The following is a 24055-nucleotide window of genomic DNA, read 5'->3' as shown; positions in this document are numbered from 1 at the left end:
AGCGCCTTGGGCGCGGATGTGAAGGGCCTTGTGCACCTAAATTCGTGTAGGAGTGCGTCTAGCCGACAAATCCTCTTCAATTTGCGCAATTGTGCGCTTGTTGATGCTGTAGAATCCCAGCGCCATTGCGGCGGGTATCATGATCGCAGCCGGAATGATCGCAAACGCGAGCTGGATTCCCATTAGCGCGCTTTCCGATTGCGCCTGGTCCGTCACGAAGCCGGTCAGTCCAAGGACGAAGCCGGGTATCGCCGATCCAAACCCGATGCCGGCTTTTACGCCGAAAACGGATGCGGCGATCACCAGCGCTGTCATCTGTCGGTTCGATTTCCAGTCGATGAATTCGGCGATATCCGTGAACATCGCAAAGCTCAGCACCATCAGCATGCCAAATCCGATCCCGACACCATATTGCACTGCTGTCTGTGTCCAGACCGCATCGAGCGGCAGGAAACAGAAGGCTGCGATCATGACTGACTTCAGCAACCCAGCGGAAATCAGCAAATGCGACTTCTCAAACCACCGCTGGAGAAAAATGCCGATGATCACACCGCTGACCTGGCCAATCGCGAGCGATGTCAGGAACAGGGCAGGCCGATCGAGGAACAGGAAAACCGGCGTTCCGTCATCGCCTGCAACATAGCGGAAGAAGAACGGCGCGCTGCCTGCGCGTGAAGCGATGGCTGTCACGCCGAGGATCGCGGCAATGGCGACAGCGATCCAGGGACCTGTCCGCACCAGCACACTCAAATCTCCTGCTATCGAACCATTCGTTTCAGCAGGCGGAATACGCTCTTTGGTTGTCGCAAAGGTAATCAGCAAGCATGCGACCGACACTGCGCCAATGCAGCTGATCGTGAGCAATATACCGAGCTTCTCGTCTCCGCCGCCTAGCTCGCGGACCAGCGTTGTGCCGAGCGCGCCGAACAGAATGCCGCCGGCGGCTGAAAAGAACATACGAAAGCCGGTCACATTGGCGCGGACTTTCGAGGAGGGGGAAATGACGCCTAGCAGCCCGCCATAAGGGACATTGACCGCTGTGAAAGCGAGCATCGACAGCGAATATGTCGCATAGGCCCATGCGAGCAGGGCAGTGTCGCCCCAATCGTCCGGCGCGTTGAAGATCAACACAATGCTGAGCGCGAGCGGGATCGGCCCGAACAGGAGATATGGCCTGTAGCGTCCCCAACGTGTGCGGGTGCGATCGGATATCGCTCCCATCATCGGATCGGTTACGGCATCGATCAGTTTTGTGACGAGCAACATCAGTCCGATCGCGGCAGGCGCGAGCCCGCCCAGATCGACGAAGTAATAAAGCAGGTAATAACCGAAAAAGGGAAGGATCAGGCCAGAGGCCAAATCCCCCACACCATAGCCGAGCTTCTCGCGCAGTTTGACGGGCTCGGATGGGTCTGGTTGCATGCTTAGGCTACCTTTGCGTGGCGAAGGAGTTCCGCTGCATTGTGGCGTGAGGGGGTTGCTCGTCCAAGGTCTTTAATACTTCTTGCCTTCAAAGTCTGCCGGTGAGTGACGTTCAATCAGTTTCTCGTCGTCTTCGCCCCATGTCTTGTTGACGATCCGGCCGCGGCGTACACCGGGACGTTCCATGATCTCGTCGACCCAGCGCTTCACGTTTGTGTATTCGTCAATCGACAGGAAGGTGTTGGCGTCATTGTACATCTGGCCGGTGGTGAATGGTGCAAGCCACGGGAATGCTGCCATATCCGCAATGGTGTAATCCTCGCCTGCAAGGAAGCGTGTTTCTGCAAGGCGTTGGTCAGCCACATCGAACAGCCGCTTGGTTTCCATGGAATAACGGTTGATGGGGTATTCGTACTTCTCCGGTGCGTAGGCGTAGAAGTGGCCGAAGCCGCCGCCGATGAATGGCGCGCTGCCGACTTGCCAGAACAGCCAGCTCAGCGTCTCAGCGCGGGCAGCAGGATCGGTCGGCAGAAAGACGCCGAACTTTTCAGCGAGGTGCATCAGGATTGCGCCCGATTCGAATACGCGGATAGGCGTGTCGCCGCTGCGGTCGACTAGGGCCGGGATCTTGGAGTTAGGGTTGATGCCAACAAAGCCGCTGGTGAACTGGTCCTGATCCATGATGTTGATCGTGTAGGCGTCATATTCAGCACCGGTGTGACCGGCTTCGATGAGCTCTTCCAGCATGATCGTCACTTTGACGCCGTTGGGCGTCGCGAGCGAATAGAGCTGGAACGGATTGTCGCCGACGGGCAATTCCTTCTCGGTGCGCGCGCCCGCGGTCGGGCGGTTGATGCCGGTAAAGCGTCCCGCCTCGTCATTCTCGGGGGTCCAGACTTTGGGCGGGGTGTAGGTTGTGTCAGACATACTGGGCAGGCTCCTTGTCTCTTTGGGCTCGCTTGACGTGTTCGCTAAGTGGCGTCTGGTGGTTACGGGCACAAGAGCAATAGCCCGATTTGGATGAGCAAGGATTGCTTTGGCGGAGCAAACGGGCGCTTTGTCTGCCTCGCGAAATGGACTTGCGCTTGGTATCCCTTTAGGATACTGCCGGAGTATGCATAAGGCTGGACTGAAAATTCGCACCTGGCGTGAAGCGCAGGATCCCCCACTATCGGCAGAGGAGTTTGGCGCGCAATATGGTTATCCCAAGCCATGGCCAAGCCGCACAGTCTATGGCTGGGAAGCGAAGGGTAAGGTTGCGCGCGCACCGGTACAGCAACGCTTGGCTAACCTCGGAATTTGCGAGCCAAAAGATTGGGTTACGCCCTCCAAGGAGGTGGATGCCGAGGCATCACCTAAGCGAACAGTTACTGGCAAGAGGAGGGGCGATCCTTCGCAAGCCTTCTTCGATATTCACAAGCATGGCTTTGTCCGTGTCGCGACCAGCACCCCGCGAGTGCGCACCGCCGATGTCGTGTATAATGCCAAAGGGATACTCGAACAGGCGAAAGTCGCTCAGGAGCGTCATGTCGATCTGCTGCTCTATCCCGAATTGTCGCTGTCCTCCTACGCGCTTGATGACCTGCATTTGCAGACGGCCTTGCTCGATGCAGTGGAAGAGCAGCTCGCGCGTATCGTTGAAGAAAGCTGCAGACTTGCTCCGGTGCTTGTCATAGGCGCACCGCTGCGCCGCAGTGGCCGGATCTACAATTGCGCGGTTGCGATCGCACGCGGAGCGATCCTTGGCGTCGTGCCAAAGAGCTTCCTGCCCAATTACCGCGAATATTACGAGAAGCGGTACTTTGCGCATGGCCGCAATTGCATTGGCCTGACTATGACGGTTGCGGGCGAGGACGTCCCATTCGGAACGGACCTGATTTTCTTTGCAAGGGGCCAGCCCGGATTCACGTTCGGGATAGAGATTTGCGAGGATGTCTGGGCGCCGGAGCCGCCCGGCACCAAAGCGGCGCTCGCCGGCGCGACGATCCTGCTGAACCCGTCGGCGTCCAACATCACGATTGGCAAGTCTGATGAGAGGCACATGCTTTGCCGCGCAAGTTCCGCTCGTTCTATCTGCGCCTATGCCTATTCCGCCAGCGGTCATGGCGAGAGCACCACGGATCTAGCTTGGGACGGGCAGGGCATGATCTACGAGCTTGGCGATCTGATGGCGGAAAGCACGCGCTTCGATCTGCATCCTGAGCTTTGCGTGGCGGATATCGATACGCCGCGCTTGCTCGCCGAACGTCTGCGCATGCAGACTTGGAATGATGCGGCAGAGGCAGCGGGGCGTCCCGAAGACAGCTATCGTAACATCATGTTCGACCATCAGCCGCAAGGCGGAGATATCGGGCTGGAGCGCGCGATCCGGCGCTTTCCTTTCGTGCCCAACCGGCGCGAGAAGCTCGACGAGGATTGCTACGAAGCTTTCAACATTCAGGTCGATGCGCTCATGCGGCGTATTCAGGCGACCAGGCCCAAATGCCTCACCATCGGTATCTCCGGCGGGCTCGACAGCACCCATGCGCTGATCGTTGCCGCTAAAGCGATGGACCGGCTTGCACGACCGCGCAGCGATATCCGCGCCTACACCATGCCGGGCTTCGCGACGTCGGAAGGGACTAAGTCAAACGCTTGGCGCTTGATGGAAGCCTTTGGAACAACAGCGGAAGAAATCGACATTCGCCCCACAGCGCGCACGATGCTGAAGAATATCGGGCATGCCTTCGCGGATGGCGAGCCTGTCTATGACGTGACATTCGAGAATGTGCAGGCAGGCCTTCGCACGGACTATCTCTTCCGGCTGGCGGGCCAGCACGGCGGATGGGTGGTCGGCACAGGCGATCTGTCAGAGCTGGCGCTGGGCTGGTGCACTTACGGCGTTGGTGATCACATGAGCCATTACGGTGTCAATGCAGGCGTGCCGAAAACGCTTATCCAGTATCTCATCCGCTGGACGATCGCGACCGGGCAGTTCGACAAAGGCGTCGATGCGGTCCTTGCCGATGTGCTCGACACTGAAATCAGCCCTGAACTTGTGCCCGCAGGTGCGGACGGGAAGATTCAGAGCACGCAGGACATTATCGGACCTTACGAGCTCAATGACTTTTTCTTGCACCACATCATCCGCTGGGGACAGAAGCCGAGCCATGTCGCATTCCTCGCTTATCACGCGTGGAAAGATGCAAGCGCAGGGCAATGGCCAATCGACTTTCCTGACGAAGCCAAGAACGAATATGACCTCGCGACGATCTCGAAATGGCTGGAAAACTTCCTCAAGCGTTTCTTCGGCTTCAGCCAGTTCAAGCGTAGCGCTTTGCCCAACGGGCCTAAAGTGAGCGCGGGCGGGGCGCTGTCCCCGCGCGGCGACTGGCGCGCGCCCTCCGATGCGGTTGCTGACTTGTGGCTGGATGAGCTTGAACGCAATGTGCCCAAAGCCTAGCGTGTCAGCGGAAGGCTGATGTAATTCACCACCTATTCAGTCACTTCTTCGCACAACTTCGTTTCGGCTGAAGCGAGGAATTACATGATGAAGCGCGCTCTGTTTCTGGTTGGTTGCTGCACTGTAGTTTCAGCTTGTGCAAATATCGGTGGGCAGGGGTTCGCCTCGGCGCCGGTTCTTTCAACGACAGGCATGGAGCCTGCTCAAGCTGCACCTATACCCATTGATCCCAATGCTGTCGCCATCTCGCGAGAACTCACCCACATCGATGACCGGATTGATGATGCACGCGCCAGTGACGCTATCTCCCGCCGCGATGCACGCGGCTTGCGGCGTCAGAACGGCCTGGTTGGCGATCTCGCAGAACGCTACGCACAGGACGACTGAGCGCTGATGAAGTGCGGGAGATCGAGTTCCGCAATGGGGTCCTCAATGATCAGGTGTCGATGAGCGAACAGCGCAGCATTGGAAACGGGCCCGACGACTAGATGTTTGCCCTGTCCACGAGCGCCCTGATAACTTACGAGCCGGCACAAATTGGGCCGGAGAGCGGCTAAGGCTCCCCGGCACTTGCTCAGACTTCCAAGGGATCGAGAAGCTTAACCGCGATCTAGGCTGAAGCGGCCCGGTCCGAAGGCAGCGACTGCAAGCATCCCTCCGCCGATCGCGAAATTCTTCAATAAGGCGGTGACTTCGCTCTGCTGTGCAAAGTCGTTGTGAAAGATGATGGCCGTCAGCAAGCTGAAGATGCCGAGCGCTCCGGCTGCGTAGCGGGCCTTGAAGCCGATGGCGAGCAGCAGGCCCGCACCGATTTCAAGAGCAACAGTGCCGAAGTAAACCAGCTCGGGGAAGGGCAGGCCAACCGAGGCGATATAGCCGACCGTTCCTTCCATTCCGCCAATCTTGTTCACGCCCGCGAGGATGAAGAGAGTCGCAAGAAGAAGGCGGGCTACAAGTGCAACGCTATCCTGCACTGTATTGTTTTCATTCGTCATTCGAAGTTCCTTTGTAAACCTGTTCGGCGGCAGCGACTACGCCGCCAGCCGCTCTGCTTCGGCGTTGGCTTCAGCGATTTTCTCTTCGCCACCAGCGCCCATAATTCCGTCAGCCGCCACTATCTCGACATCGGTGAGGCCGAGGAAGCCAAGGAACTGCTTCAGCCATGGGGTCATGAAGTCGATCTCGCTTCCGACAGCTGTGCCGCCTGATGCGACCGCGAGATAGACTTTCTTGCCTTCAAGCAAGCCGACAGGACCGTTCTCAGTGTATTTAAACGTTGTGCCTGCACGCGCAACCAGATCGGCCCAGGCTTTGACCGTTGCTGGGACGCCGAAATTGTAGATCGGAATGCCCATCACGATGGTGTCTGCACGCTGCAGCTCTTCGATCAGTTCATCTGCAATGGCGGCGAGTTGCTGTTGTTCGGCCGTGCGCTCAGCGGGCGGAGTGCCATTAGCGGCAAAGCGTTCTGCAGAGACATAGGGCAAATCATTCGCTGACAGATTGCGGGTGATGACATCCGCGCCGAACTTGTCGCGCAGACCGTCGACGATTGTCGAGCTGAGGTTCCGCGAAACGGACTCTTCGCTGCGGATGGAGGCGGTGATGTGCAGGACAGTAGACATGGGGAAATTCCTTCTATGCGTTTGAGAGAGGGGTGGGGCCGCCCGATTGGGGGGACAGAGGCGGCCCCGAGGGGTCTCAGGCTGCGTCGACGAGCACCAGCTCGCTGTCTTCCAGCGCAGTGATGGTCACGCTATCGCGCTGAGTGATTGCGACGCCGTCACGAGCGTTTGCTTCCACGTCCTCCACCCGGACCTTGCCGGTGGCGGGTACGAGGTAAAGGTGACGCGAAGCATCGCGGGTCGTGTAAGTGACCCTCTCGCCCGCCTTCACAGTTGCGCCCAGAACGCGGGCGTCGGTGCGGATGGGTAGCGCACCTTCCTGCGCATCGTCATCATTGGCAGCGCTGCTGGCGAGCGGTACGAACGCTCCGGCCCGGTCATCCTTGGGAAACTGACGCGCGCCCCAGCTTGGGGTGCCGCCGCGTTCATCAGGGATGATCCAGATCTGGAAGAGCGTCGTTTCCTCATCTTCCAGATTGTATTCCGAATGCTGAACGCCGTTACCAGCGCTCATCACCTGGACATCGCCGGCTTCGGTACGGCCTTCATTGCCCATGCTGTCGCGGTGCGTGATGGCGCCTTTGCGAACATAGGTGATGATTTCCATGTCGTTATGCGGATGGGTGGGAAAGCCGGTTCCCGGCGCGATCGTGTCATCATTCCAGACCCGCAGCGCGCCCCAGTGAACCCGCGATGGATCATGATAGCTCGCAAAGGAAAAGTGGTGATGCGCGTCGAGCCATCCGTGGTTGGCTGCGCCAAGGCTGTTGAAGGGACGAAGTTCAATCATGTGTTTCACTCCCGGTTTCGGGTTGCTGTTGAAACGTGAGATAGGCCTTGTTGTCCATTCCGATAAGTGCGATAAAATGTCTCAAAATGTTCGGATTATTTGAACGATGAAGATTGGAGAGCCAAGCCTCGACCAGTTGCGCATCTTCCTAGCGGTGGCAGAGGAAGGGAGCTTCGGCGGTGCGGCGCGCACAATGGGGCGGGCGGTTTCAGCCATCAGCTATGGCATCGCGCAGATGGAAGCGCAGCTTGGCGTGACTTTGTTCGAGCGGGAGGGATCGCGCAAACCTGTTCTGACGGAAGCCGGCGAAGGGCTGCTGGTTGAAGCACGCGCAGTTGCGGACAGAGCCGATGCCTTGCTCGCGAAGACGCAGTCATTGCATGCGGGGCAGGAAAGCGAAGTCTCGCTTGCGGTCGATGTCATGATTTCGGCGGACGTGACAGCCGATGTCTTGCGAGAATTCCGCGCGATGTTTCCAAGCGTTGGCTTGCGGTTGCAGATTGAAGGATTGGGCGCAGTCCCGGCTTGCGTTCTGGAGAGCCGAGCAGACTTGGCGATCAGCGGCCCTGAGATCCGTTTCCATCCTCAACTTGAACGCCAAGTTGTAGGCTCAACCGAACTTATTCCTGTGGCCTCGCCTGAACATCCATTAGCGGCTCCTGGCATTGCACCGGGCGAAAGCCGCAAGCATTTGCAGATCGTCTTGGCGGATAGATCCTCGCTAACAGAGGGTCGGGAATTCGCCGTTCTCAGTCCGGAAACCTGGCGCTTGGGAGACTTGGGCGCGAAGCATGCTCTGCTCAAGGAAGGCATTGGCTGGGGGAACATGCCGCGTCCTATGGTGCTAGACGATCTCGCGAGTGGTAAATTGGTGGAACTGGATCTGCCGGAAAAGCCAGGCACGATTTACGAGCTTGCGGCCCTTTGGCGGCGCGACACGCGGCTTGGCCCTGCCACAAGCTGGCTGATCGATGCTATGCGCGAAAGGCTAGCGCAGTGTCCAGCTTAAGCGGCGAAGCGGACGGGCTCGTCGCCCGCTTGCCAGAAGGCATATTTCGGCATGATTGCTTTGAACAGGTCTGATTGCAAGTGGCCTTCCAGCCACGCTTGAAGGTTGGGCAGGTCTAAAGCATCAAACCAGCCGCGATCGGTGTTGGCAAATTGGCGGATAAACGGAAAAAGCGCGATGTCCGCCATCGTGCGTTTGTCTCCGCAAAGTTGCTTGTGATCTGAGAGCCTTGCGTCGAGATCTCGCAAGATCTCATACCCATCTGCCCTGTGTCTCAAGCGGAATGCCTCCTCATCTCCACCGGTCTCTTCGGGGTAGCGGGTCGGGTATTTGTAGCGGTCCAGGTGATGCTTAAACGGGCCGTCATTGCGCGTTATAAATGACTTATCATCGCCTGTGAGCCAGCCTTCCGGATCGTTTTGCTGAAGCGCCCAGCGCATGATGTCGAGGCTCTCGTCCAGCACATTTCCATCGGGCAGGACCAGCACAGGAACTGTCGCCTTTTCAGAGGCTTGGAGGAGTTCCGGGGGCTTGTCGGCAAGCTTCACTTCACGCAGCTCGCAAGCGATTTGAGCGCTGCAGAGTGCCATCCTCGCGCGCATCGCGTAGGGGCACCGGCGGAAGGAATAAAGGATTGGAATTTCAGTCATTTTCCTCTGACAACTCAGCGCCCACATGCGTGGTTCCGCGCTTCTTTGCGAGCTGTTGCTGACGCTGCCTCTCGGCATAGCGCGCGCGCTGCGCTTCGCTGCGCTCCTCGATGCAATAGGGGCAGCTCACGCCTTCCTCCCATGCGGGGGAGGCTTTGTCCTCTTCAGTCACCGGGCGGCGGCAAGCAAAGCAAAGCGAATAATCGCCTTCCTCAAGTCCGTGTTTGACCGTGACACGCTCGTCGAACACGAAGCAGTCGCCTTCCCAAAGGCTATCTTTTTCAGGGACTTCTTCGAGGTACTTAAGAATACCGCCTTTCAAGTGATAGACCTCGTCCACGCCTTCCTGGCGTAGAAAGCTGGTGGACTTCTCGCAACGAATGCCACCGGTGCAGAACATTGCGACTTTCTTTTTCCCTTCGAGCAATTCCTCGCGGTGCTCGCGGAACCAAGCGGGAAATTCGCGGAAAGAGGTTGTGTGCGGGTCGACCGCGCCCTGAAAAGTCCCGACGCCAACCTCGTAGTCGTTGCGTGTGTCGATCACGACTACGTCGGGGTCGGAAATCAGCGCGTTCCAGTCATGCGGGTCGACATAGCGCCCGACGCTGGCTGTGGGGTCGATGTCGGGCTCGCCCATCGTCACAATTTCGCGCTTCAGTCGCACTTTCATGCGGTTGAATGGCATCTCGCTCGCGTGCGAATACTTCACTTCAAGGTCCGCGCAGCCGGGCAGGGTTCGAATGTGCTCGATCACTTGCGCGATGGCGTTTTCGCCGCCCGCAATGGTGCCGTTGATCCCTTCCTTCGCGAGCAGGAGCGTGCCCTTCGTGCCGACTTTCTCGCACAGGGCAAGCAACGGTACCTTGATCGACTCTAGGTCGTCAAATGGCGTGAACTGGTAGAGCGCCGCGACAGTGATGGACGGGAAGGTCATTGGGAACTCTCATTTGGACATGCGTCCGGTGGGAGCCTTAGAAAAGGTTTCTGCTCGAGCAGTAGAATTCTTCCGCCAATTTTGCAGCTTGAAACGTCGGAATACTGTGATCTGACGCGTCGTAGCGAACCGTCTGGAAGTCTCACCCGAAATACAGTTTGGCGTGTTTCGCTCGTCAATCCGGCCGTAAATCCATTGGCCACAATGCCTATGATTGTTCCCTCAATCTCATTTGGCTTCTTTGAGAATGTGGGACGCCAATAGGAGTCCATCAAAAAGAACACACTGCCTAGCACAGCGAAAACAGTGCATAGGAAGAATATCGGCGAGCGCCAAAAAGGAGCCCTGTACCCGTTGGGCCTCACCATCAATCCAGCTTCATCACCCAGCCATGGGTGTCTTCGATTGTGCCGTTCTGAATGCCGACCAGCTTCTCGCGGATTTTCATGGTCATTTGCCCTGGTCCGCCTGAGCCGATCTCGAATTCGCCATCGGCGCTTGCGACTTTTCCGACCGGCGTGACGACAGCGGCCGTGCCGCAAGCCATAGTCTCGAGCAATTTGCCTGAGGCGGAGTCTTCGCGCCACTGGTCAATCGAATACATCTCCTCGGACACAGTCAGCCCTTCTTCGCGCAGTAATGCAATCAGGCTCTCACGTGTGATTCCAGGTAGGATCGTGCCGGTCAGCGGAGGCGTGATGACGCGCCCGTCGTCGAACACGAAGAACAGGTTCATGCCGCCCAATTCCTCGATCCATTTGCGCTCGACCGCGTCGAGGAACAGCACCTGGTCATGCCCCTTGGCAAAGGCCTGTCCGGTAGGGACAAGGCTCGCCGCATAATTGCCGCCGCATTTCGCTGCGCCGGTGCCGCCGGGGGCCGCGCGGGTGTATTCGGATTGCCAGATCGAAACCGGCTTCACGCCGCCTTTGAAATAGCTTCCTGCAGGGCTGGCGATCACGAGGAACTTGTATTGCTTGGCAGGCCGCACGCCGAGAAAAGCCTCAGTCGCGATCATGAAGGGGCGCAAATAGAGCGAGCCGCCATCAACGCTGGGGAACCAGTCACGGTCGATAGCGACCAGTTGTTTGACCGCTTCGAGGAACAACTCTTCAGGCAGGTTCGGCATGGCGAGCCGATCAGCCGAGCGGTTAAAGCGCTTCGCATTCTCCTCCGGACGGAACAAAGCAATGCCGCCATCCGCCTGCTTGTAGGCTTTCATCCCTTCGAAGATTTCCTGCGCATAGTGGAGCACGCTTGCGGCAGGATCTAGGCTCAAAGCCTCGCGCGGGCCGACGCTCGCTGAATGCCATCCGCCTTTCGCTTCGTCATAGTCGATAGTGACCATGTGGTCAGAAAACAGCATTCCGAAACCGGGGGTTTTGAGAGCTTCTTCGCGCGCCTCGGCCGGGGTCGGCGAGGGATGGGGGATTTGCGTGAATTCCATGGGGATGCGGTTAATGCGAGCCGGCGGAATGTTCAAATGAAAAGGGCGGCTCTCGCCCGTAGGAGAACCGCCCTTTGCATGGTCAGCGGCCGGAAGTGCCGCTCACGTAGCCTTACTCGGCAAGGAAATTTACCGAATATGCTCCGTAGGGATCTTCACCGACCTCGCTACTGAACCATGAGACATCGGATCACCTCCTTTCGCGCTATTAAGCCAAGACCCTGCCGTTTCATTGGGGGGCCGAGTACTGCGTTCGCCGCTGAACTCACTTCTCAATTTGGTTGATTCGCGCTCGAAAACAAGGCTTGAAAAATACTTATCCCACGTCAGAATAGTTGTTTGTGGCTTGGGTCGCCTGATGGGCAAGCCAACCGCACCTATCTGCAGTCTTCAATAACGCGTGTGACTTCGGCCCAGCCGGGCAGGTAGAGAATCCGTGCCCCATCAACTTGCATCGCGAAGTTCCCTTTGGTGATGGCCATTGCATCGAGCAAGCGGTTGTTGGCGTCGACTTCAGCGGCAACCAGCGGCATTGCGCTTTCGCGCTGCGTGGCTTCAAGCGTTCGGCTCATGGTTTCTGTGTGGATTTGCATGCGCGCAGAGGCGCTTCGCATACCGAACATACCGATGCCGACCTGGCGTGTTCGCAAGTCGCAGCGAATAATCGCGAGCATGTCTTCACGGCCTTGACCGTAAAGCGCGAAGGTCTCGCTCGATTCGCGTTCATACGTCCAGTCACCCGGAGCGCGCGGTTGATCCATCCAGTTCTCTGGAAGCTGTTCCATGATGGGCGGAGGCATGGTGACCGGCGCTACTGTCGGCGATGGTGTTGGAGCCGGACGCGGTGGGACCTGCGCAGCGGGTTGAGCTGCAGGTGTGGTCGCCGCGGTCTGCGCTGTTGTGGACGAGGTCGGCGAAGATGACGGGGCATCGACCGCAGGAATGCAGCCGGAAAGGCCAAGAGATAGTGCGATCGATCCGGTGAACTGCAACACAATTGGTTTCATGCAGCATCAATGCGCGCTAACGCCTTAATCGTCCATGGCAAAAAAGCCCGAAAAGCAACGAATCGACCAAATGCTTGTAGAACGCGGTCTGGCGGAGAGCCGGACACGTGCGCAGGCTCTGATTATGGCAGGGCTAGTGTTCTCCGGCGAGACCAAGCTTGCTAAGCCAGGACAACAATTGGCCGAGGATGCTCCGCTAGATGTGCGAGGCCGCGACCATCCTTGGGTAAGCCGTGGCGGAATCAAGCTTGCCCATGCAATCGAGCATTTCGATCTCGATCCGGCAGGCGCAATTGCAATGGATATCGGAAGTTCGACCGGCGGCTTTACCGATGTGCTTTTGCAGCACGGGGCGGCTCATGTCTTCGCGGTTGATTCAGGCACGAACCAGCTTGCCTGGAAGATGAGGCAGGATAAGCGCGTGACGGTCCTTGAACAAACGAGCGCGCGTATTCTTACAGCGCAGCAGATCGACAAGCCATGCAATTGGGTAGTGTGCGATGCGAGCTTTATCGGTCTTGCAAAAGTGCTGGAGCGCCCGCTCCAGCTTGCCGCGCCGCAATGTCAGCTTGTCGCGCTGATCAAGCCTCAATTTGAAGTCGGCCGTGATGAAGTCGGCAAGAAAGGTGTCGTGAGCGATCCTGCACTTCATTCCCGTGTTTGCAGCGGAGTGCGCGAATGGCTCGAAAAATCTGGATGGAAGATCCAAGGCATCGTGCAAAGCCCCATTACCGGGCCTGAAGGCAATGTCGAATTTCTGATTTCCGCCTCGCGCGGCTAACCATCCCCATAGTTTCCACATTCCTCTGGCCCGATCCGGCACAGCGATTTGGCGCGCCATTGCGCACCGTGTATCGCGCGTTCAACTAACAGGTTAACTGCCGAATCGTATTTCCCGCGGGAGCCTCAATGAACGTCATCGCCTCAAAAGGTCAGCTTAGAGCCAGCTTCATGCGGTGGTCGCTGTTTACAGTCCCGCTGATCGTGCTGCTGGGATATTTTGGCGGGCAAGCTGGCTCGCCTGACACGTTCTGGTTCCGCTCGCTTGTGAAACCTGACATTTTTCCGCCACCAGCGGCCTTCGGGATCGTGTGGACGATCCTTTACGTGATGATTGGCTTTGCACTGGCGCTGGTCGCGTCTGCATGGGGGGCAAAGGGCCGCGCGATCGCGTTGATTCTTTTTGCTATCCAGCTCGTCCTCAATCTCTCTTGGACCTATGCCTTCTTTGGCATGCAGAGCATTGAAAACGGCTTGATTGTGATCGGAACGCTTTGCGGTTTTCTGATCGCGACGGTCATAGCTTTCTGGCGCGTGCGCCGCGCGGCTGCGCTCCTTATGCTGCCTTATCTTGCTTGGGTGCTGTTTGCGACATTCCTCAATTACGAGTTCCTGCGCGCGAACCCGGATGGTGGCATGCAGGATCGGCCCGCTGAAACTCAGCGTATAGAGCTTTAGTATTTCGAACGCCCATCCGGGCGCGCGTCCTCGGTGCTGATCCCTCCGCTCGAAACGAGTTTGAGCTGCTGGGCACCTGCGGGCGGGCTGTCACCCTTGCGGCTCGCTGGTCGCTCGCCGATTGTTTCAACCCTCTTGCTATTCCGGCCTTGCATCGCCATTTGAACACCATGCAAAGTCAGAACCCAATGATCGCCGATTTCGTCAAACTCGCTAACAGCGCGGCTGGTACCTTTGCCGGCATGACGCGCGAAGCTCGCGAGAGCGCGCGCGACCGCTTGAAAGAAGCGATGGGCGGTATGGATTTTGTAACGCGTGAAGAGTTCGACACCGTCAAGGCCATGGCTGCCAAAGCACGCGAAGAGAACGAAGCGCTGGCTGAGCGGATTGCCGAGCTCGAAGCCAAACTCGCAAGCAAATAGTCGCGGTAGGGTAAGGCGGTGCAGCTGCGCGCGCCTGCCATTCTTCTTGCAAGCAGAGCGCATGGCGAAACCGCGTCCATCGCGCGGCTGCTGACCGAAGAGTACGGATTGGTCGCTGGCTATGTTGCTGGCGGGCGAGGGCGGACGCTCCGCCCTGTCTTGATACCCGGCAATCTTGTCGAAGCAGACCTGCGCGCTCGCTCGCACAGCCAGCTGCCGTTCCTGAAAGTCGAACTGGTTGAAAGTCGCGGGCCGTGGCTCAGCGAGCCCCTTACTGCAGCGGCGATCCAATGGGTTTGTGCGCTGACTGCCACCGCACTGCCCGAACGCAATCCCTATCCTTCGCTTTATTCAGCTCTCGGCGCGCTGCTCGATGCGCTGTGCAATGCGCCGTCGGCCAGACAATGGCTTCCGGGGCTGATCGGCTATGAAAGTCTGCTCCTGCGAGAGCTTGGCTATGGCAGCGACCGGCCTGAAGTGTCCGACACACTCGAAGATTTGCTTGGGGCGGTCCAACAACTTCGCGGGCCGCTTGCGCAGTACCTGCTTGCTGACAGGCGCGGCGATGTTATGGCGGCGCGGACAATGCTGGAAGAGCGGCTCGCCCGCATGATGACGTGAGACAAATCGCATGAAGATAGCAGTCCTGCCCGGTGACGGGATCGGTACCGAAGTCACCGCAGAAGCTTTGAAAGTGCTCGATGCGCTCGGCCTTGACGGTATCGAGCTGGTGCATGGCGAAGTTGGCGCTGCCGGTTATCGCGCGAAGGGCCACCCGCTTCCGCCTGAAACGCTTGAGCTTGCGCGTTCATCAGATGCCATTCTCTTTGGTGCAGTTGGTGATCCATCCTGCGACGACATCGAGAGGCATTTGCGCCCTGAACAGGCCGTGCTTGGGCTGCGCAAAGAGCTCGGCCTCTTTGCCAATTTGCGCCCTGCGAAAGCCTTTGCCGGCCTGGAGGACATGTCTGCGCTGAAGCCTGATGTCGCGCGCGATATCGACATGGTTATCGTGCGCGAGCTGACCGGCGATGTCTATTTCGGCGAAAAAAGCCGCGAAATCCTGCCCGATGGTCGCCGCGAGGGCTGGGACCGCATGAACTACGCAGAGGATGAAGTACGCAGGATCGCTCACATCGCTTTCCAGACGGCAGCGGGGCGCGCCAAGCATGTAACCAGCGTCGACAAGGCCAATGTGCTGGAAACCAGCCGCTTGTGGCGGGAAGTCGTCGAAGAGGTGGCGACTAAGTATCCCGATATCGCGTTAGAGCACATGTATGTCGACAATGCCGCTATGCAGCTTGTGAAGGCTCCAGGCGCGCTCGACGTCGTACTTACCGGCAATCTGTTCGGCGATATTCTGTCTGATCAAGCGAGCATGTGCGTTGGCTCGATTGGTTTGCTGGCCAGCGCTTCATTGGGCGAACGGACCACGCAATACGGAACTTTTGGCCTGTATGAGCCAATCCATGGCAGCGCGCCCGACATTGCCGGACAAGGCAAAGCCAACCCGATGGCAACAATCCTATCGGCGGCGATGATGCTGCGGCATTCCTTTGGTCTCGACGCGGAAGCGGATCGTATTGAAACTGCAGTTGCCTCCGCTCTGGTCGACGGCGTGCTCGGCGGGGACTTGGGCGGCAACGCTCGAACAAGCGAAATCGGCGATGCTGTGGTTAGCAGACTGGTAACCACATCTTGAGATTTTCGCCGTAATGGCGTTTGTCATGGAAATGACGCAGTCAACGCTAAGCGAAGCCGCACGAAAAGCAGAGCAAGCCCTTGAGCTGGCAATCATTTTACCCACTCTGAACGAGCGGGGCAATCTGGAGCCTTTGGTCGAACGTATCGAAAATGCGCTTGGTGTTTCCGGTTGGGAAGTGCTGATCGTTGACGATAATTCTGCTGACGGCACAGCGGATGAAGCGCGTCGCATTGCTTTGTCCGACGGCCGGGTGCGCGTCATTCAGCGGATCGGACGCAGAGGTCTGGCCAGCGCCGCTATCGAAGGATTTTGCGCGACCGCTGCTCCCTTTGTTGCAGTGATGGACGCAGACCACCAACACGATCCCAACTTGCTGCCCAAGATGCTCGCAGCGCTAAAAGGCGGCGAAGCGCAAGTGGCAGTCGCTTCGCGATTTGCTCCGGGTGCGAGCACGGAAGACTGGGCGCAGCCCGAGCGCGAGAAGCTCTCCGGTATGGCGAACTCCATCGCGCGCAAGATGACCGGCGTTGAGCTGAGCGATCCGATGAGCGGCTATTTCATGCTGGAATCGGCTCGCGCACGCCAGCTTGTCCCGCGTTTGTCCGGGATCGGTTTCAAGATCCTGCTCGACCTGCTGGCGACTTCAGAAGAGACACTGTCTGTGAAGGAATTTCCCTTGAACTTTTCTGCGCGCCGCGAAGGCGAAAGTAAGCTGGACCGTGCGATTGCGTTCGATTTTCTGGCAGGGCTTTACGACAAGACCTTCGGCAAGGTTATTCCCACGCGCTTCGCACTGTTCGGTACAGTCGGCGCGATGGGCGTCCTCGTCCACATGGCTGTGCTTGCGAGCGTGTTGTTCGTCTTCGACAAGGCCTTCACTATTGGCCAGGCCATTGCTGTGATCAGTGCGATGAGCTTCAACTTTCTGCTTAACAATTGGCTGACTTACCGCGATCAACGCATCAAAGGCGCAGGCGCCATGTTCAAAGGCTGGATCGGCTTCTGTCTGACCTGCGCTGTTGGAGGCTTTGCAAACGTCGCCATTGCAACTTTCCTTGAATCGCAGGGCCTGTTGTGGGTCTTCGCAGCGCTTGCCGGGATCCTGGTTGGTTCAGTCTGGAACTACGCGCTTTCGAGCCGCTTTGTCTGGGGCCGTTTCTAAGGCCAGGGCTTAGCGCCAGCTATCGAGCCAGGTGTAAGTCCCAAAGCTGCTCTTGTCTTCAAGAGGCGCGGCGGACAGGATCGGATAGAACCAAGCGAACACCGCGATGCTTGCAAGCAGGACGCCGCCCGCGATGGCGCGCCTGCTGCTTTGCCACAAGGCGTCGAGTGCGAGCGATAACGCGGCGAGCAGAAAGCAGCTCGGCGCAAAGTAATGATAGTAGAACTGGACGGATTTCTCCGCGAAGACCCACAGGCTGATGCTCGCGAGATATCCGACTACGACTGCCAGCTTTGTCCAGTTGTTCGTGCGAATCCCGCTGAGCGCACACCAGAACAGCGCGGGCAAACCGAGCAGCATCGTCAGCGGATTGCCGATAAGCATGATGCCACGCTGGGTCCCGTCGACCGGCTCATAGAGATACCAGATCGCCCTCCAGTTCACGATCCAGTCGGCAAGTGTGCTCTGATAGGGGTGCGCTTTCAGGATCTGGGTTTGCAACTCGAGCATGTGAACATGCATTGCGAAGAGGCCGCCCGCCGCCAAAGGCGAGCCGTTCATTGTCCAGACCGGCAAGAACGTGGCCGCGTAGACAGCGAGTGGAATCACTCCCAACCAGATTGTAGCTTCCCATAGGGAAATGCCCGGCACAGGAATGCCTCTGGAGCTCATGATGAGCCTGCGCCGGTGCGCGGCAATACGGGCAACAAGGAAAGCGAGGCCCGGCAGGATCGCAAGCGGGACCGCGTTCCATTTGCTGGCTATCGCAAGACCGAGCGCGACACCGGTAACGGCAAGCCGCCATCGGCCGCTTTCAGGTTCGCGTATTGCTGCTGCGAATTGCCACGCAGCGACGGCCAAAGCGCTCACCATGAAGATATCCAGCATCGCAATGCGCGACTGCACGAACAGGATAAACCCGCTCGTAAGCAGTATCCCGAAGGCGATGCTGGCAAAGCGCGACTGGCTTGCAAACCACAGCGCGCGCATGCTGGCAAACAGCGCGAGTGTTCCCGCGAACAGCGACATGATTCGCCAGCCCAATGCGCCATCGCCAAAGATCACCATGCCCAAGGCGATCATTTGCTTGCCAAATATCGGGTGCTCTTGATTGCGGTACACGCCGTCTTGGAGCATCTCGCGCGCGGCGGGCACGTAATGCACTTCATCGAAATAGAAGCTTTCAGGGACAGTCAGGCGGATTGCTGCGAGGGCCGCGAATGCGACAGCAAGAATGCCGCTGACCATTACCGGATCACGTTCGCGCGCGGCCACATCACTCTGATTTGCCTCGGTTGATGTGGTCGCGTTGTCCATGCCTGTGAGGGCTTAGTGCGGTCCTATTGCCTCGGCAAGATGGAGCGTTGTCTCGGCTCTATTCAGGCGCATCGAGCTGATGCTCAAGCCAGAATAGACGCGCAATCATGGCGAGTAATGCAATGCTGGCGGTAGAAGCCACTAGGAGTGCCCAAACCGGTATACTCATGCCGACTTGCCGTGCCCGCGGGACGATGAAAACGAATGCGATAGCAACTGCGAACAGCAGATCCCACCAGACTTGGATACCCCAAAGGTTCTGTGTGTGGTTGGTCCAGACAGTCAGCAGTCCCTCTCGATACACAGTGACAACGCTGTAGGCGCCGAAGCCTGCCGAAAGCATGGAGGCAAGGAGATACGAGCCAGTTTGCTGCTTGCTTAGCACGATCATCACAAGCGCCAGCATCGTAATCACAAGGCCGCTCAGTGCGAGGATTTCATAAGATGACACGATCTGTTCCCTCCTTTTTTGTAGCAGTCGCTACATCACTTGTAGCGCCATGTAGCGACTGCTACAAGGGCGACATGGACGAAACGCTGAAAAGCACTGAAATGTCTCGTGAAAGCCTGCTGCCCAAACTCGCAAAATTCGTTTTGGATAATGGATTGCAAGCCGCCAGCCTGCGACCGCTCGCGAAGGCCGCGCAAACCAGCGACCGGATGCTGATCTATCATTTCGGTAACAAGGAGCGGCTTATTGCCGATACGCTCGCATATATCGCAGAGATCTACGCGGCAGAGCTTGATAAGAGTTTTGGAGGCGAGCCCCCACAAACCCGTGAAGAATGTCTGCAACGAATTCTGGCCATGACAGGCGACTCGTCGATGGAGCCGTTTCTGGCTTTATGGTGGGAAATCGTTGCCGGAAGCGCGAGGAACTACAATGGGTACCGCGAGCCGGCCCAGGCGATAATGGATCGGCTGTTAGGTTGGCTGGAAGAGCATATGCCCGCGGACGATCCCGATCCCAAGGGTGGGGCGCAGTACCTTCTAACGCTGATCGAAGGCACACAAATGCTGACCGCAATCGGCAGGGCTAAGATTGCTCATGATGGTATCGATGCCAGCGGGCTCTAACTTTCTTGCTCCATACATCCGAGCCGCCTAGACGGGCCTCAAGATGAAAAAGACGACCGGAACCGACAGGGCTGAGACCCGCAATTGGCGCCCCGCAACGCAGGCCGTTCGCGGCGGCACATGGCGCAGCGAACATGGCGAGACGAGCGAGGCGTTGTTCCTCACCTCGGGCTATACTTACGACAACGCTCAGACCGTGGCTGACCGCTTTGCCGGTGAAGCTGACGGCATGACCTATTCGCGGCTGCAGAACCCTACGGTTGCGATGCTGGAGGAGCGGATTGCTCTCATGGAAGGAGCAGAGGCTTGCCGGGCGCAAGCCTCCGGTATGGCAGCGATGACAACCGCATTGCTTTGCCAGCTTGAAACCGGCGATCATGTTGTCGCGGCGAAAGCGGCCTTTGGCTCGTGCCGCTGGCTTGTCGACAATTTGCTCCCCAAATGGGGGATCGATACGACGGTTATCGACAGCGCGGATGATGCGGCATGGGAAGCGGCGATCAAGCCCAATACCAAGGCCTTTTTCTTTGAAACCCCTGCCAATCCGACGCTCGATATCGTCGATCTGAGACATGTCTGCGACCTTGCCAAAGCGCACGGCATCACGACTGTCGTCGATAATGCATTTGCTACAGCGGCGCTTCAAAAGCCGATGGACTTTGGCGCGGATGTTGTCGCTTACTCCGCCACCAAGCTCATGGACGGGCAGGGCAGAGTGCTCGCCGGCGCTGTGTGCGGGAGCGAGGAGTGGATCAATGAAGTCTTGCTGCCATTCCAGCGCAATACCGGACCGAATCTCGCTCCGTTCAATGCCTGGGTGGTGCTGAAGGGGCTGGAGACGCTTTCCATGCGCGCGCATCATCAAAGCGCGAGCGCAGTCGAGTTAGGAACGTTTATCGAGGCGCGTGTGCCGCAGATGTTGCATCCCGGTTTGCCAAGCCACCCGCGCCATGCACTCGCGACACAGCAGATGAGCGCGACTGGGCCAATTTTTGCTTTTGATGTGGGGAGCCGCGAAAAAGCTTTCGCACTGCTCGATGCGCTTAAGCTCATCGACATCTCGAACAATATCGGCGATTCCCGCAGCCTGATGTGTCACCCGGCAAGCAGCACGCATGCCGGGATGAGCGAGGACGGACGTGCGGACATGGGCGTCACGGAAGGCTTGCTGCGCATCAATGTGGGGCTTGAGGACCTAGAAGACCTCAAGGAAGATATGGACCAGGCGCTAAAAGCAGCCGGCTTTTGAGTTAACGGGCCGCTGGTCGCGAAGTCGCAGCGACAGGGGAGGAAATAGAATGTCTCAACGTGTGGAACTGGTGTTCGATTTTGTGAGCCCGAATGCCTATCTCATCTGGTACCCGCTGCGAGACTTGCTGCGCGAGACCAATACCGGGCTCGATATTCTACCCGCTTTCCTTGCGGGGATGCACCGCTTGACCGGTAACGCGCCGCCGATGATCCGCGACAAGGATGTGAAGGGCAAGGTCGAGTACGGCATGCTGGAGTTCCAGCGCTTTATCGCCAAGCATCAGCTCGATCGCTTCAAGATGAATCCCAAATTCCCGTTCAATTCAATCCTGTTGCAGCGCTTGCTGGTGGCCGCGGACGAGGATGGACGCGCGGTCCAGTTCATCGACGCCATGCTCCCTGAAATCTGGGAGAAAGGCCTCGATGTGACGGATGGTGATGCAGTTGCAGAAGCTCTCACCCGGAATGGGTTCGACGCGGGTGACATGATCGCTCGGGCCGGTAGTGACGAAGTGAAACAGAAGCTGGTGGAAAGTACCGATAAGGTGGTCGAACGCGGGGCTTTCGGCATTCCGACAATCTGGGTCGGTGAGGAAATGTTCTTCGGTAAGGAACGCCTGGAGCAAATCCGCGAAGAACTCGCTAAAAGCTGAGCAACAAGCAACCAGGCTCTTCAGTCAAGATTCCGCGCGTGATTGTTGCACCGCTCGCATCAAAGGTGTGCAATCAGGTCACAGCTGCGCAATTCAAAGTGGATTATTCGCTTTTACCCTCTTGAGCGCGAATAATGAATCGCTACCTTTGACCTGATGAAAGAGCTGTTTGACCATTCCGCCACCACTGAAGGCGTGACTGTACGGGTTGCAGTCAACTTCCTGCCTGAGCAGAGCCATCCCGATGCGGGCAAGTGGTTCTGGGTGTATCACATCCGGATTGAAAATGGCTCGCACGAGGCGCTTAAGCTGCGCACCCGTCACTGGCGCATTACCGACGCACGAGGCGGTGTAAGCCATGTCGATGGGGAAGGGGTTGTCGGCGAACAGCCGCGCCTGGAGCCTGGTCAAAGCCATGATTATGTCTCCGGGTGTCCGCTCGCAACGCCGCATGGTTCGATGGAAGGGTTCTACACCTTCAACCGCGATGACGGCGAGCCATTGGAAGTCCGGATCCCGTTCTTCCCGCTTGCAGCACCTGCGACAGCAGACTGACACCACATTCTCGGTGCTTGCAGCGATTGAAACCGCGCACTAGAGCCGCGCGGACATGAAACGCACACACCTGCCTTTGAATGCTTTGCGCGTTTACGATGCAGCGGCGCGGCATCTCAGCTTTACGCGGGCCGCCGATGAGCTTGCTGTGACGCCTGCTGCTGTGGGTCAGCAGATCCGCGCGTTGGAAGATCATTTGGGCGTAGTCCTGTTTCGCAGAACGTCCAAAGGTCTGGAACTGACTGAAGAGGGCTGTGCTGGCCTCGATGCGTTGCGCGAAGGTTTCCTGCGGTTTGAAGAAAGCGTGCAGGCAATGCAGGCCGGCCAAGCTTCTGATCGGTACACGATTGCTGCCCCGCGCGAATTCTATGCGCAATGGCTCGCGCCAAAGCTCGCAGCATTCAGTGCTGAGAACGCCGGTATTCAATACCAGCTTGTGGCGGACGAAAACGCAGATTTTACTGAAGCCAATCTCGACATTGCGATACGGCTCGTGGACGGGCCGGGCGATCTGGAAGGTGTTCAACTCGCCCCGGGGGAGCGAGTGACGGTTCATGCGCCGGGTGCGGCAGAAACCTGGATCGGCTATCCGACTGCGAACCTGCCGGAGGGCGCGCAGGCAAGCGTTCAAGTTGGCAATCCCGGCCAAGCCTTGTCTTCCGCTCTCGCCGGGCTCGGGAAAACAGTTTTGCCGCTGCCGTTGGCTGCTGAGGCGCTTGCGAGTGGCAAGCTTATTGCTGTGGGCGAGCCAGAGCCCAGCCAGCGCGCTTACTGGTTGATCGCTCCGCTGCCTCAATGGCGGCAGAAAAAGGTGAAGGCGCTGGTCGCGCAATTGACAGCCTGATGCCAAGCGACATGTCCATTCCCACGCTTGAGACCGAGCGCTTCATCATGCGGCCGCTAGTTCGTGATGATGCTGCAGCGCTTTTCCCGACTTTTTCTGATCCTGACCAGTGCCGTTATCTTTGGGATGCGGCTTTTGAAGATGTCGGTACACTTGCAGACTGGCTGTGCGATCCTGATTGGGAGGGACGAAGCTGGACTGCTGTGTCGCGAGATAGCGGGGCGCTAGTCGCGCGCATTGTTGCAATTCCCACGAGTGAACTGCAGTCTGAAATTGGCTACACCGTAGTGAAAGAGATCCAGCGTGGCGGCATTGCTTCGGAATGCACCAATCGCCTTGTCCAATACCTGTTCGAAGACGAGGATCACCACCGCATCACAGCCAGCACAGACCCTCGCAATATCGCGTCTAACCGCGTGCTCGAAAAGCTCGGCTTTCGGCGGGAAGCGCACTTCCTGAAGAACGCGAAGACTCATTTGGGGTGGTGTGATGAGTATTACTGGGCGCTGCTTCGCAGCGAGTGGTCTAGCCAGGCAGGGTAAGCGCTATCCGGTCGTTCACTGGGTCGTACTGAACATCGATACCAGCCGCGCGAAGCTCGTAGAACGGCAGGAAGCCTGTGCCATCATCTAAAGCTGTTTTCAGGCGAGGGGGCAATGAAGAGGCTTGTTCCCCGATTGCGCTCGCAAGCGAGCCTGTTGCAATGAGGATCTGTGCGCTGTCTGCGACACGGATCTGAGCCGAGCCGCGCGCAACCCCGTTAACTTGCAAGGCCATGCTGGTTTGGACGCTGCCATCGCTGGTACCGCCGCCCTGATTGGCTGATGCGAATTGCGCCAGATCATAATCGAGCGTCATCATCCCAGCGGGTCCGATTGAGATTGGTTCACTGGGCGCTGCGAGAGAAGCGGTGTTTAATTGCGGTGCATTGTCCAATGGGGTGCGCGCAGCCAGAGCATCAGCAGGTATAACCGAGCTTGGCCTATCGGTACGCTGCACATCGATTGATGGCGCAATGATCTCCACTTCAGGAAGAGCAATACGTAGCGGGTATTCCGAAGTTGTTGCGGCCGTTGCCTTGCCTCCGGTTAAAGCAACTGAAACTGCCAAACCGGTGGCTATGCCTGCCACTGCAGCCACGAGATATATAGCCCCTTTGATCAAAGGGCCTGGAGCAGAGTTCTGCGTTGCAAGGTGTGGCTGCACCGACATGCATTACGTATTGCCACGGTAGTCGCTAATCGCAAAGCAATTGGCGGTTCTGTCAGAAAATGGGAGCGCGAAG

The 24055-nt window shown here is 58.0% G+C and carries 27 protein-coding genes; 15 read left to right on the top strand and 12 right to left on the bottom strand.

What is annotated here, in order from left to right:
* Positions 1-36: 36 nt before the first annotated feature.
* Both HUO12_RS04795 and yghU read right to left on the bottom strand, forming a co-directional pair.
* Positions 37-1422: an MFS transporter gene (locus tag HUO12_RS04795; protein ID WP_176272516.1), complete on the bottom strand. Its 1386-nt coding sequence runs from the start codon at positions 1420-1422 to the stop codon at positions 37-39.
* 72 nt (positions 1423-1494) lie between these two features.
* Complete coding sequence (gene yghU / locus HUO12_RS04790) at positions 1495-2349, bottom strand: glutathione-dependent disulfide-bond oxidoreductase (protein ID WP_176272515.1); 855 nt, start codon at positions 2347-2349, stop codon at positions 1495-1497.
* 187 nt (positions 2350-2536) lie between these two features.
* Between yghU and HUO12_RS04785 the strand changes: the two genes are divergently transcribed.
* Together HUO12_RS04785 and HUO12_RS04780 are read left to right on the top strand one after the other, a co-directional pair.
* Complete coding sequence (locus tag HUO12_RS04785; protein WP_176272514.1) at positions 2537-4864, top strand: NAD(+) synthase; 2328 nt, start codon at positions 2537-2539, stop codon at positions 4862-4864.
* A 192-nt stretch (positions 4865-5056) separates the two neighbouring features.
* Entirely contained in the window at positions 5057-5251 is a 195-nt protein-coding gene (locus tag HUO12_RS04780; protein WP_176272513.1) for a hypothetical protein, read from the top strand.
* A 212-nt stretch (positions 5252-5463) separates the two neighbouring features.
* Here the strand turns inward: HUO12_RS04780 and HUO12_RS04775 are convergent, their stop codons facing one another.
* The 3 genes from HUO12_RS04775 to HUO12_RS04765 form a co-directional block, all read right to left on the bottom strand.
* Complete coding sequence (locus HUO12_RS04775; protein ID WP_176272512.1) at positions 5464-5859, bottom strand: DoxX family protein; 396 nt, start codon at positions 5857-5859, stop codon at positions 5464-5466.
* A gap of 36 nt (positions 5860-5895) precedes the next feature.
* On the bottom strand, positions 5896-6489 hold the full coding sequence (locus tag HUO12_RS04770) for an FMN-dependent NADH-azoreductase (RefSeq protein ID WP_176272511.1): 594 nt from the start codon (positions 6487-6489) through the stop codon (positions 5896-5898).
* Between the two features lie 76 nt (positions 6490-6565).
* Complete coding sequence (locus tag HUO12_RS04765; RefSeq protein WP_176272510.1) at positions 6566-7279, bottom strand: pirin family protein; 714 nt, start codon at positions 7277-7279, stop codon at positions 6566-6568.
* Between the two features lie 106 nt (positions 7280-7385).
* Between HUO12_RS04765 and HUO12_RS04760 the strand changes: the two genes are divergently transcribed.
* Positions 7386-8288 carry a LysR family transcriptional regulator gene (locus HUO12_RS04760; RefSeq protein ID WP_176272509.1) on the top strand — a complete coding sequence of 301 codons (903 nt, stop codon included), beginning with the start codon at positions 7386-7388 and terminating at the stop codon, positions 8286-8288.
* Here the strand turns inward: HUO12_RS04760 and HUO12_RS04755 are convergent.
* From HUO12_RS04755 to HUO12_RS04740, 4 genes are all read right to left on the bottom strand, one after another.
* Positions 8285-8938, bottom strand: coding sequence for a glutathione S-transferase (locus HUO12_RS04755; RefSeq protein ID WP_176272508.1), 654 nt, complete (start codon positions 8936-8938; stop codon positions 8285-8287). The two genes, HUO12_RS04760 and HUO12_RS04755, sit on opposite strands and share 4 nt — an antisense overlap.
* Positions 8931-9872, bottom strand: coding sequence for an oxygen-dependent tRNA uridine(34) hydroxylase TrhO (trhO, locus tag HUO12_RS04750; RefSeq protein ID WP_176272507.1), 942 nt, complete (start codon positions 9870-9872; stop codon positions 8931-8933). Before trhO ends, HUO12_RS04755 begins: the two co-directional genes overlap by 8 nt.
* A gap of 367 nt (positions 9873-10239) precedes the next feature.
* Positions 10240-11319 carry a branched-chain amino acid aminotransferase gene (locus HUO12_RS04745; RefSeq protein WP_176272506.1) on the bottom strand — a complete coding sequence of 360 codons (1080 nt, stop codon included), beginning with the start codon at positions 11317-11319 and terminating at the stop codon, positions 10240-10242.
* 377 nt (positions 11320-11696) lie between these two features.
* On the bottom strand, positions 11697-12326 hold the full coding sequence (locus tag HUO12_RS04740; RefSeq protein ID WP_176272505.1) for a hypothetical protein: 630 nt from the start codon (positions 12324-12326) through the stop codon (positions 11697-11699).
* 34 nt (positions 12327-12360) lie between these two features.
* On the opposite strand from HUO12_RS04740, the gene HUO12_RS04735 reads away from it, so the two are divergent.
* From HUO12_RS04735 to HUO12_RS04710, 6 genes are all read left to right on the top strand, one after another.
* Positions 12361-13107 carry a TlyA family RNA methyltransferase gene (locus tag HUO12_RS04735; protein WP_176272504.1) on the top strand — a complete coding sequence of 249 codons (747 nt, stop codon included), beginning with the start codon at positions 12361-12363 and terminating at the stop codon, positions 13105-13107.
* A gap of 128 nt (positions 13108-13235) precedes the next feature.
* On the top strand, positions 13236-13784 hold the full coding sequence (locus HUO12_RS04730) for a TspO/MBR family protein (RefSeq protein ID WP_176272503.1): 549 nt from the start codon (positions 13236-13238) through the stop codon (positions 13782-13784).
* A 170-nt stretch (positions 13785-13954) separates the two neighbouring features.
* Positions 13955-14206 (top strand): accessory factor UbiK family protein, encoded by a 252-nt coding sequence (locus tag HUO12_RS04725; protein WP_176272502.1) that lies wholly within the window; start codon positions 13955-13957, stop codon positions 14204-14206.
* An 18-nt stretch (positions 14207-14224) separates the two neighbouring features.
* Positions 14225-14827 (top strand): DNA repair protein RecO, encoded by a 603-nt coding sequence (recO, locus tag HUO12_RS04720; protein WP_176272501.1) that lies wholly within the window; start codon positions 14225-14227, stop codon positions 14825-14827.
* A gap of 10 nt (positions 14828-14837) precedes the next feature.
* Positions 14838-15908 carry a 3-isopropylmalate dehydrogenase gene (gene leuB, locus HUO12_RS04715; RefSeq protein ID WP_176272500.1) on the top strand — a complete coding sequence of 357 codons (1071 nt, stop codon included), beginning with the start codon at positions 14838-14840 and terminating at the stop codon, positions 15906-15908.
* Between the two features lie 25 nt (positions 15909-15933).
* Positions 15934-17073: a glycosyltransferase family 2 protein gene (locus HUO12_RS04710; RefSeq protein ID WP_176272499.1), complete on the top strand. Its 1140-nt coding sequence runs from the start codon at positions 15934-15936 to the stop codon at positions 17071-17073.
* Between the two features lie 9 nt (positions 17074-17082).
* On the opposite strand, the gene HUO12_RS04705 is transcribed toward HUO12_RS04710, so the two are convergent.
* Both HUO12_RS04705 and HUO12_RS04700 read right to left on the bottom strand, forming a co-directional pair.
* Positions 17083-18390, bottom strand: coding sequence for a phospholipid carrier-dependent glycosyltransferase (locus HUO12_RS04705; RefSeq protein ID WP_176272498.1), 1308 nt, complete (start codon positions 18388-18390; stop codon positions 17083-17085).
* 58 nt (positions 18391-18448) lie between these two features.
* Positions 18449-18841 carry a hypothetical protein gene (locus tag HUO12_RS04700; RefSeq protein ID WP_332310369.1) on the bottom strand — a complete coding sequence of 131 codons (393 nt, stop codon included), beginning with the start codon at positions 18839-18841 and terminating at the stop codon, positions 18449-18451.
* Between the two features lie 74 nt (positions 18842-18915).
* Here HUO12_RS04700 and HUO12_RS04695 point away from each other — a divergent pair, with 74 nt between their 5' ends.
* The 6 genes from HUO12_RS04695 (at position 18916) to HUO12_RS04670 (ending at position 23312) form a co-directional block, all read left to right on the top strand.
* Complete coding sequence (locus HUO12_RS04695; protein WP_232367307.1) at positions 18916-19467, top strand: TetR/AcrR family transcriptional regulator; 552 nt, start codon at positions 18916-18918, stop codon at positions 19465-19467.
* Positions 19468-19510: 43 nt separating this feature from the next.
* Positions 19511-20716 (top strand): trans-sulfuration enzyme family protein, encoded by a 1206-nt coding sequence (locus HUO12_RS04690; protein WP_176272497.1) that lies wholly within the window; start codon positions 19511-19513, stop codon positions 20714-20716.
* A 49-nt stretch (positions 20717-20765) separates the two neighbouring features.
* A complete protein-coding gene (locus HUO12_RS04685; RefSeq protein ID WP_176272496.1) occupies positions 20766-21371 on the top strand; it encodes a 2-hydroxychromene-2-carboxylate isomerase in 606 nt (201 codons plus the stop codon).
* Positions 21372-21527: 156 nt separating this feature from the next.
* A complete protein-coding gene (gene apaG, locus HUO12_RS04680; RefSeq protein ID WP_176272495.1) occupies positions 21528-21926 on the top strand; it encodes a Co2+/Mg2+ efflux protein ApaG in 399 nt (132 codons plus the stop codon).
* A gap of 55 nt (positions 21927-21981) precedes the next feature.
* Positions 21982-22770: a LysR family transcriptional regulator gene (locus HUO12_RS04675; RefSeq protein ID WP_176272494.1), complete on the top strand. Its 789-nt coding sequence runs from the start codon at positions 21982-21984 to the stop codon at positions 22768-22770.
* Positions 22722-23312, top strand: a complete 591-nt coding sequence (locus HUO12_RS04670) for a GNAT family N-acetyltransferase (RefSeq protein WP_176272493.1) — start codon at positions 22722-22724, stop codon at positions 23310-23312. Before HUO12_RS04675 ends, HUO12_RS04670 begins: the two co-directional genes overlap by 49 nt.
* Here the strand turns inward: HUO12_RS04670 and HUO12_RS04665 are convergent.
* Positions 23296-23982: a hypothetical protein gene (locus HUO12_RS04665; protein ID WP_176272492.1), complete on the bottom strand. Its 687-nt coding sequence runs from the start codon at positions 23980-23982 to the stop codon at positions 23296-23298. The genes HUO12_RS04670 and HUO12_RS04665 overlap by 17 nt on opposite strands.
* Between the last annotated feature and the right edge of the window lie 73 nt (positions 23983-24055).

The organism is Altererythrobacter lutimaris, from assembly GCF_013371495.1.
Taxonomy (GTDB): Bacteria; Pseudomonadota; Alphaproteobacteria; order Sphingomonadales; family Sphingomonadaceae; genus Erythrobacter; species Erythrobacter lutimaris_A.
This window is presented reverse-complemented; position numbering and strand designations above follow the sequence as displayed.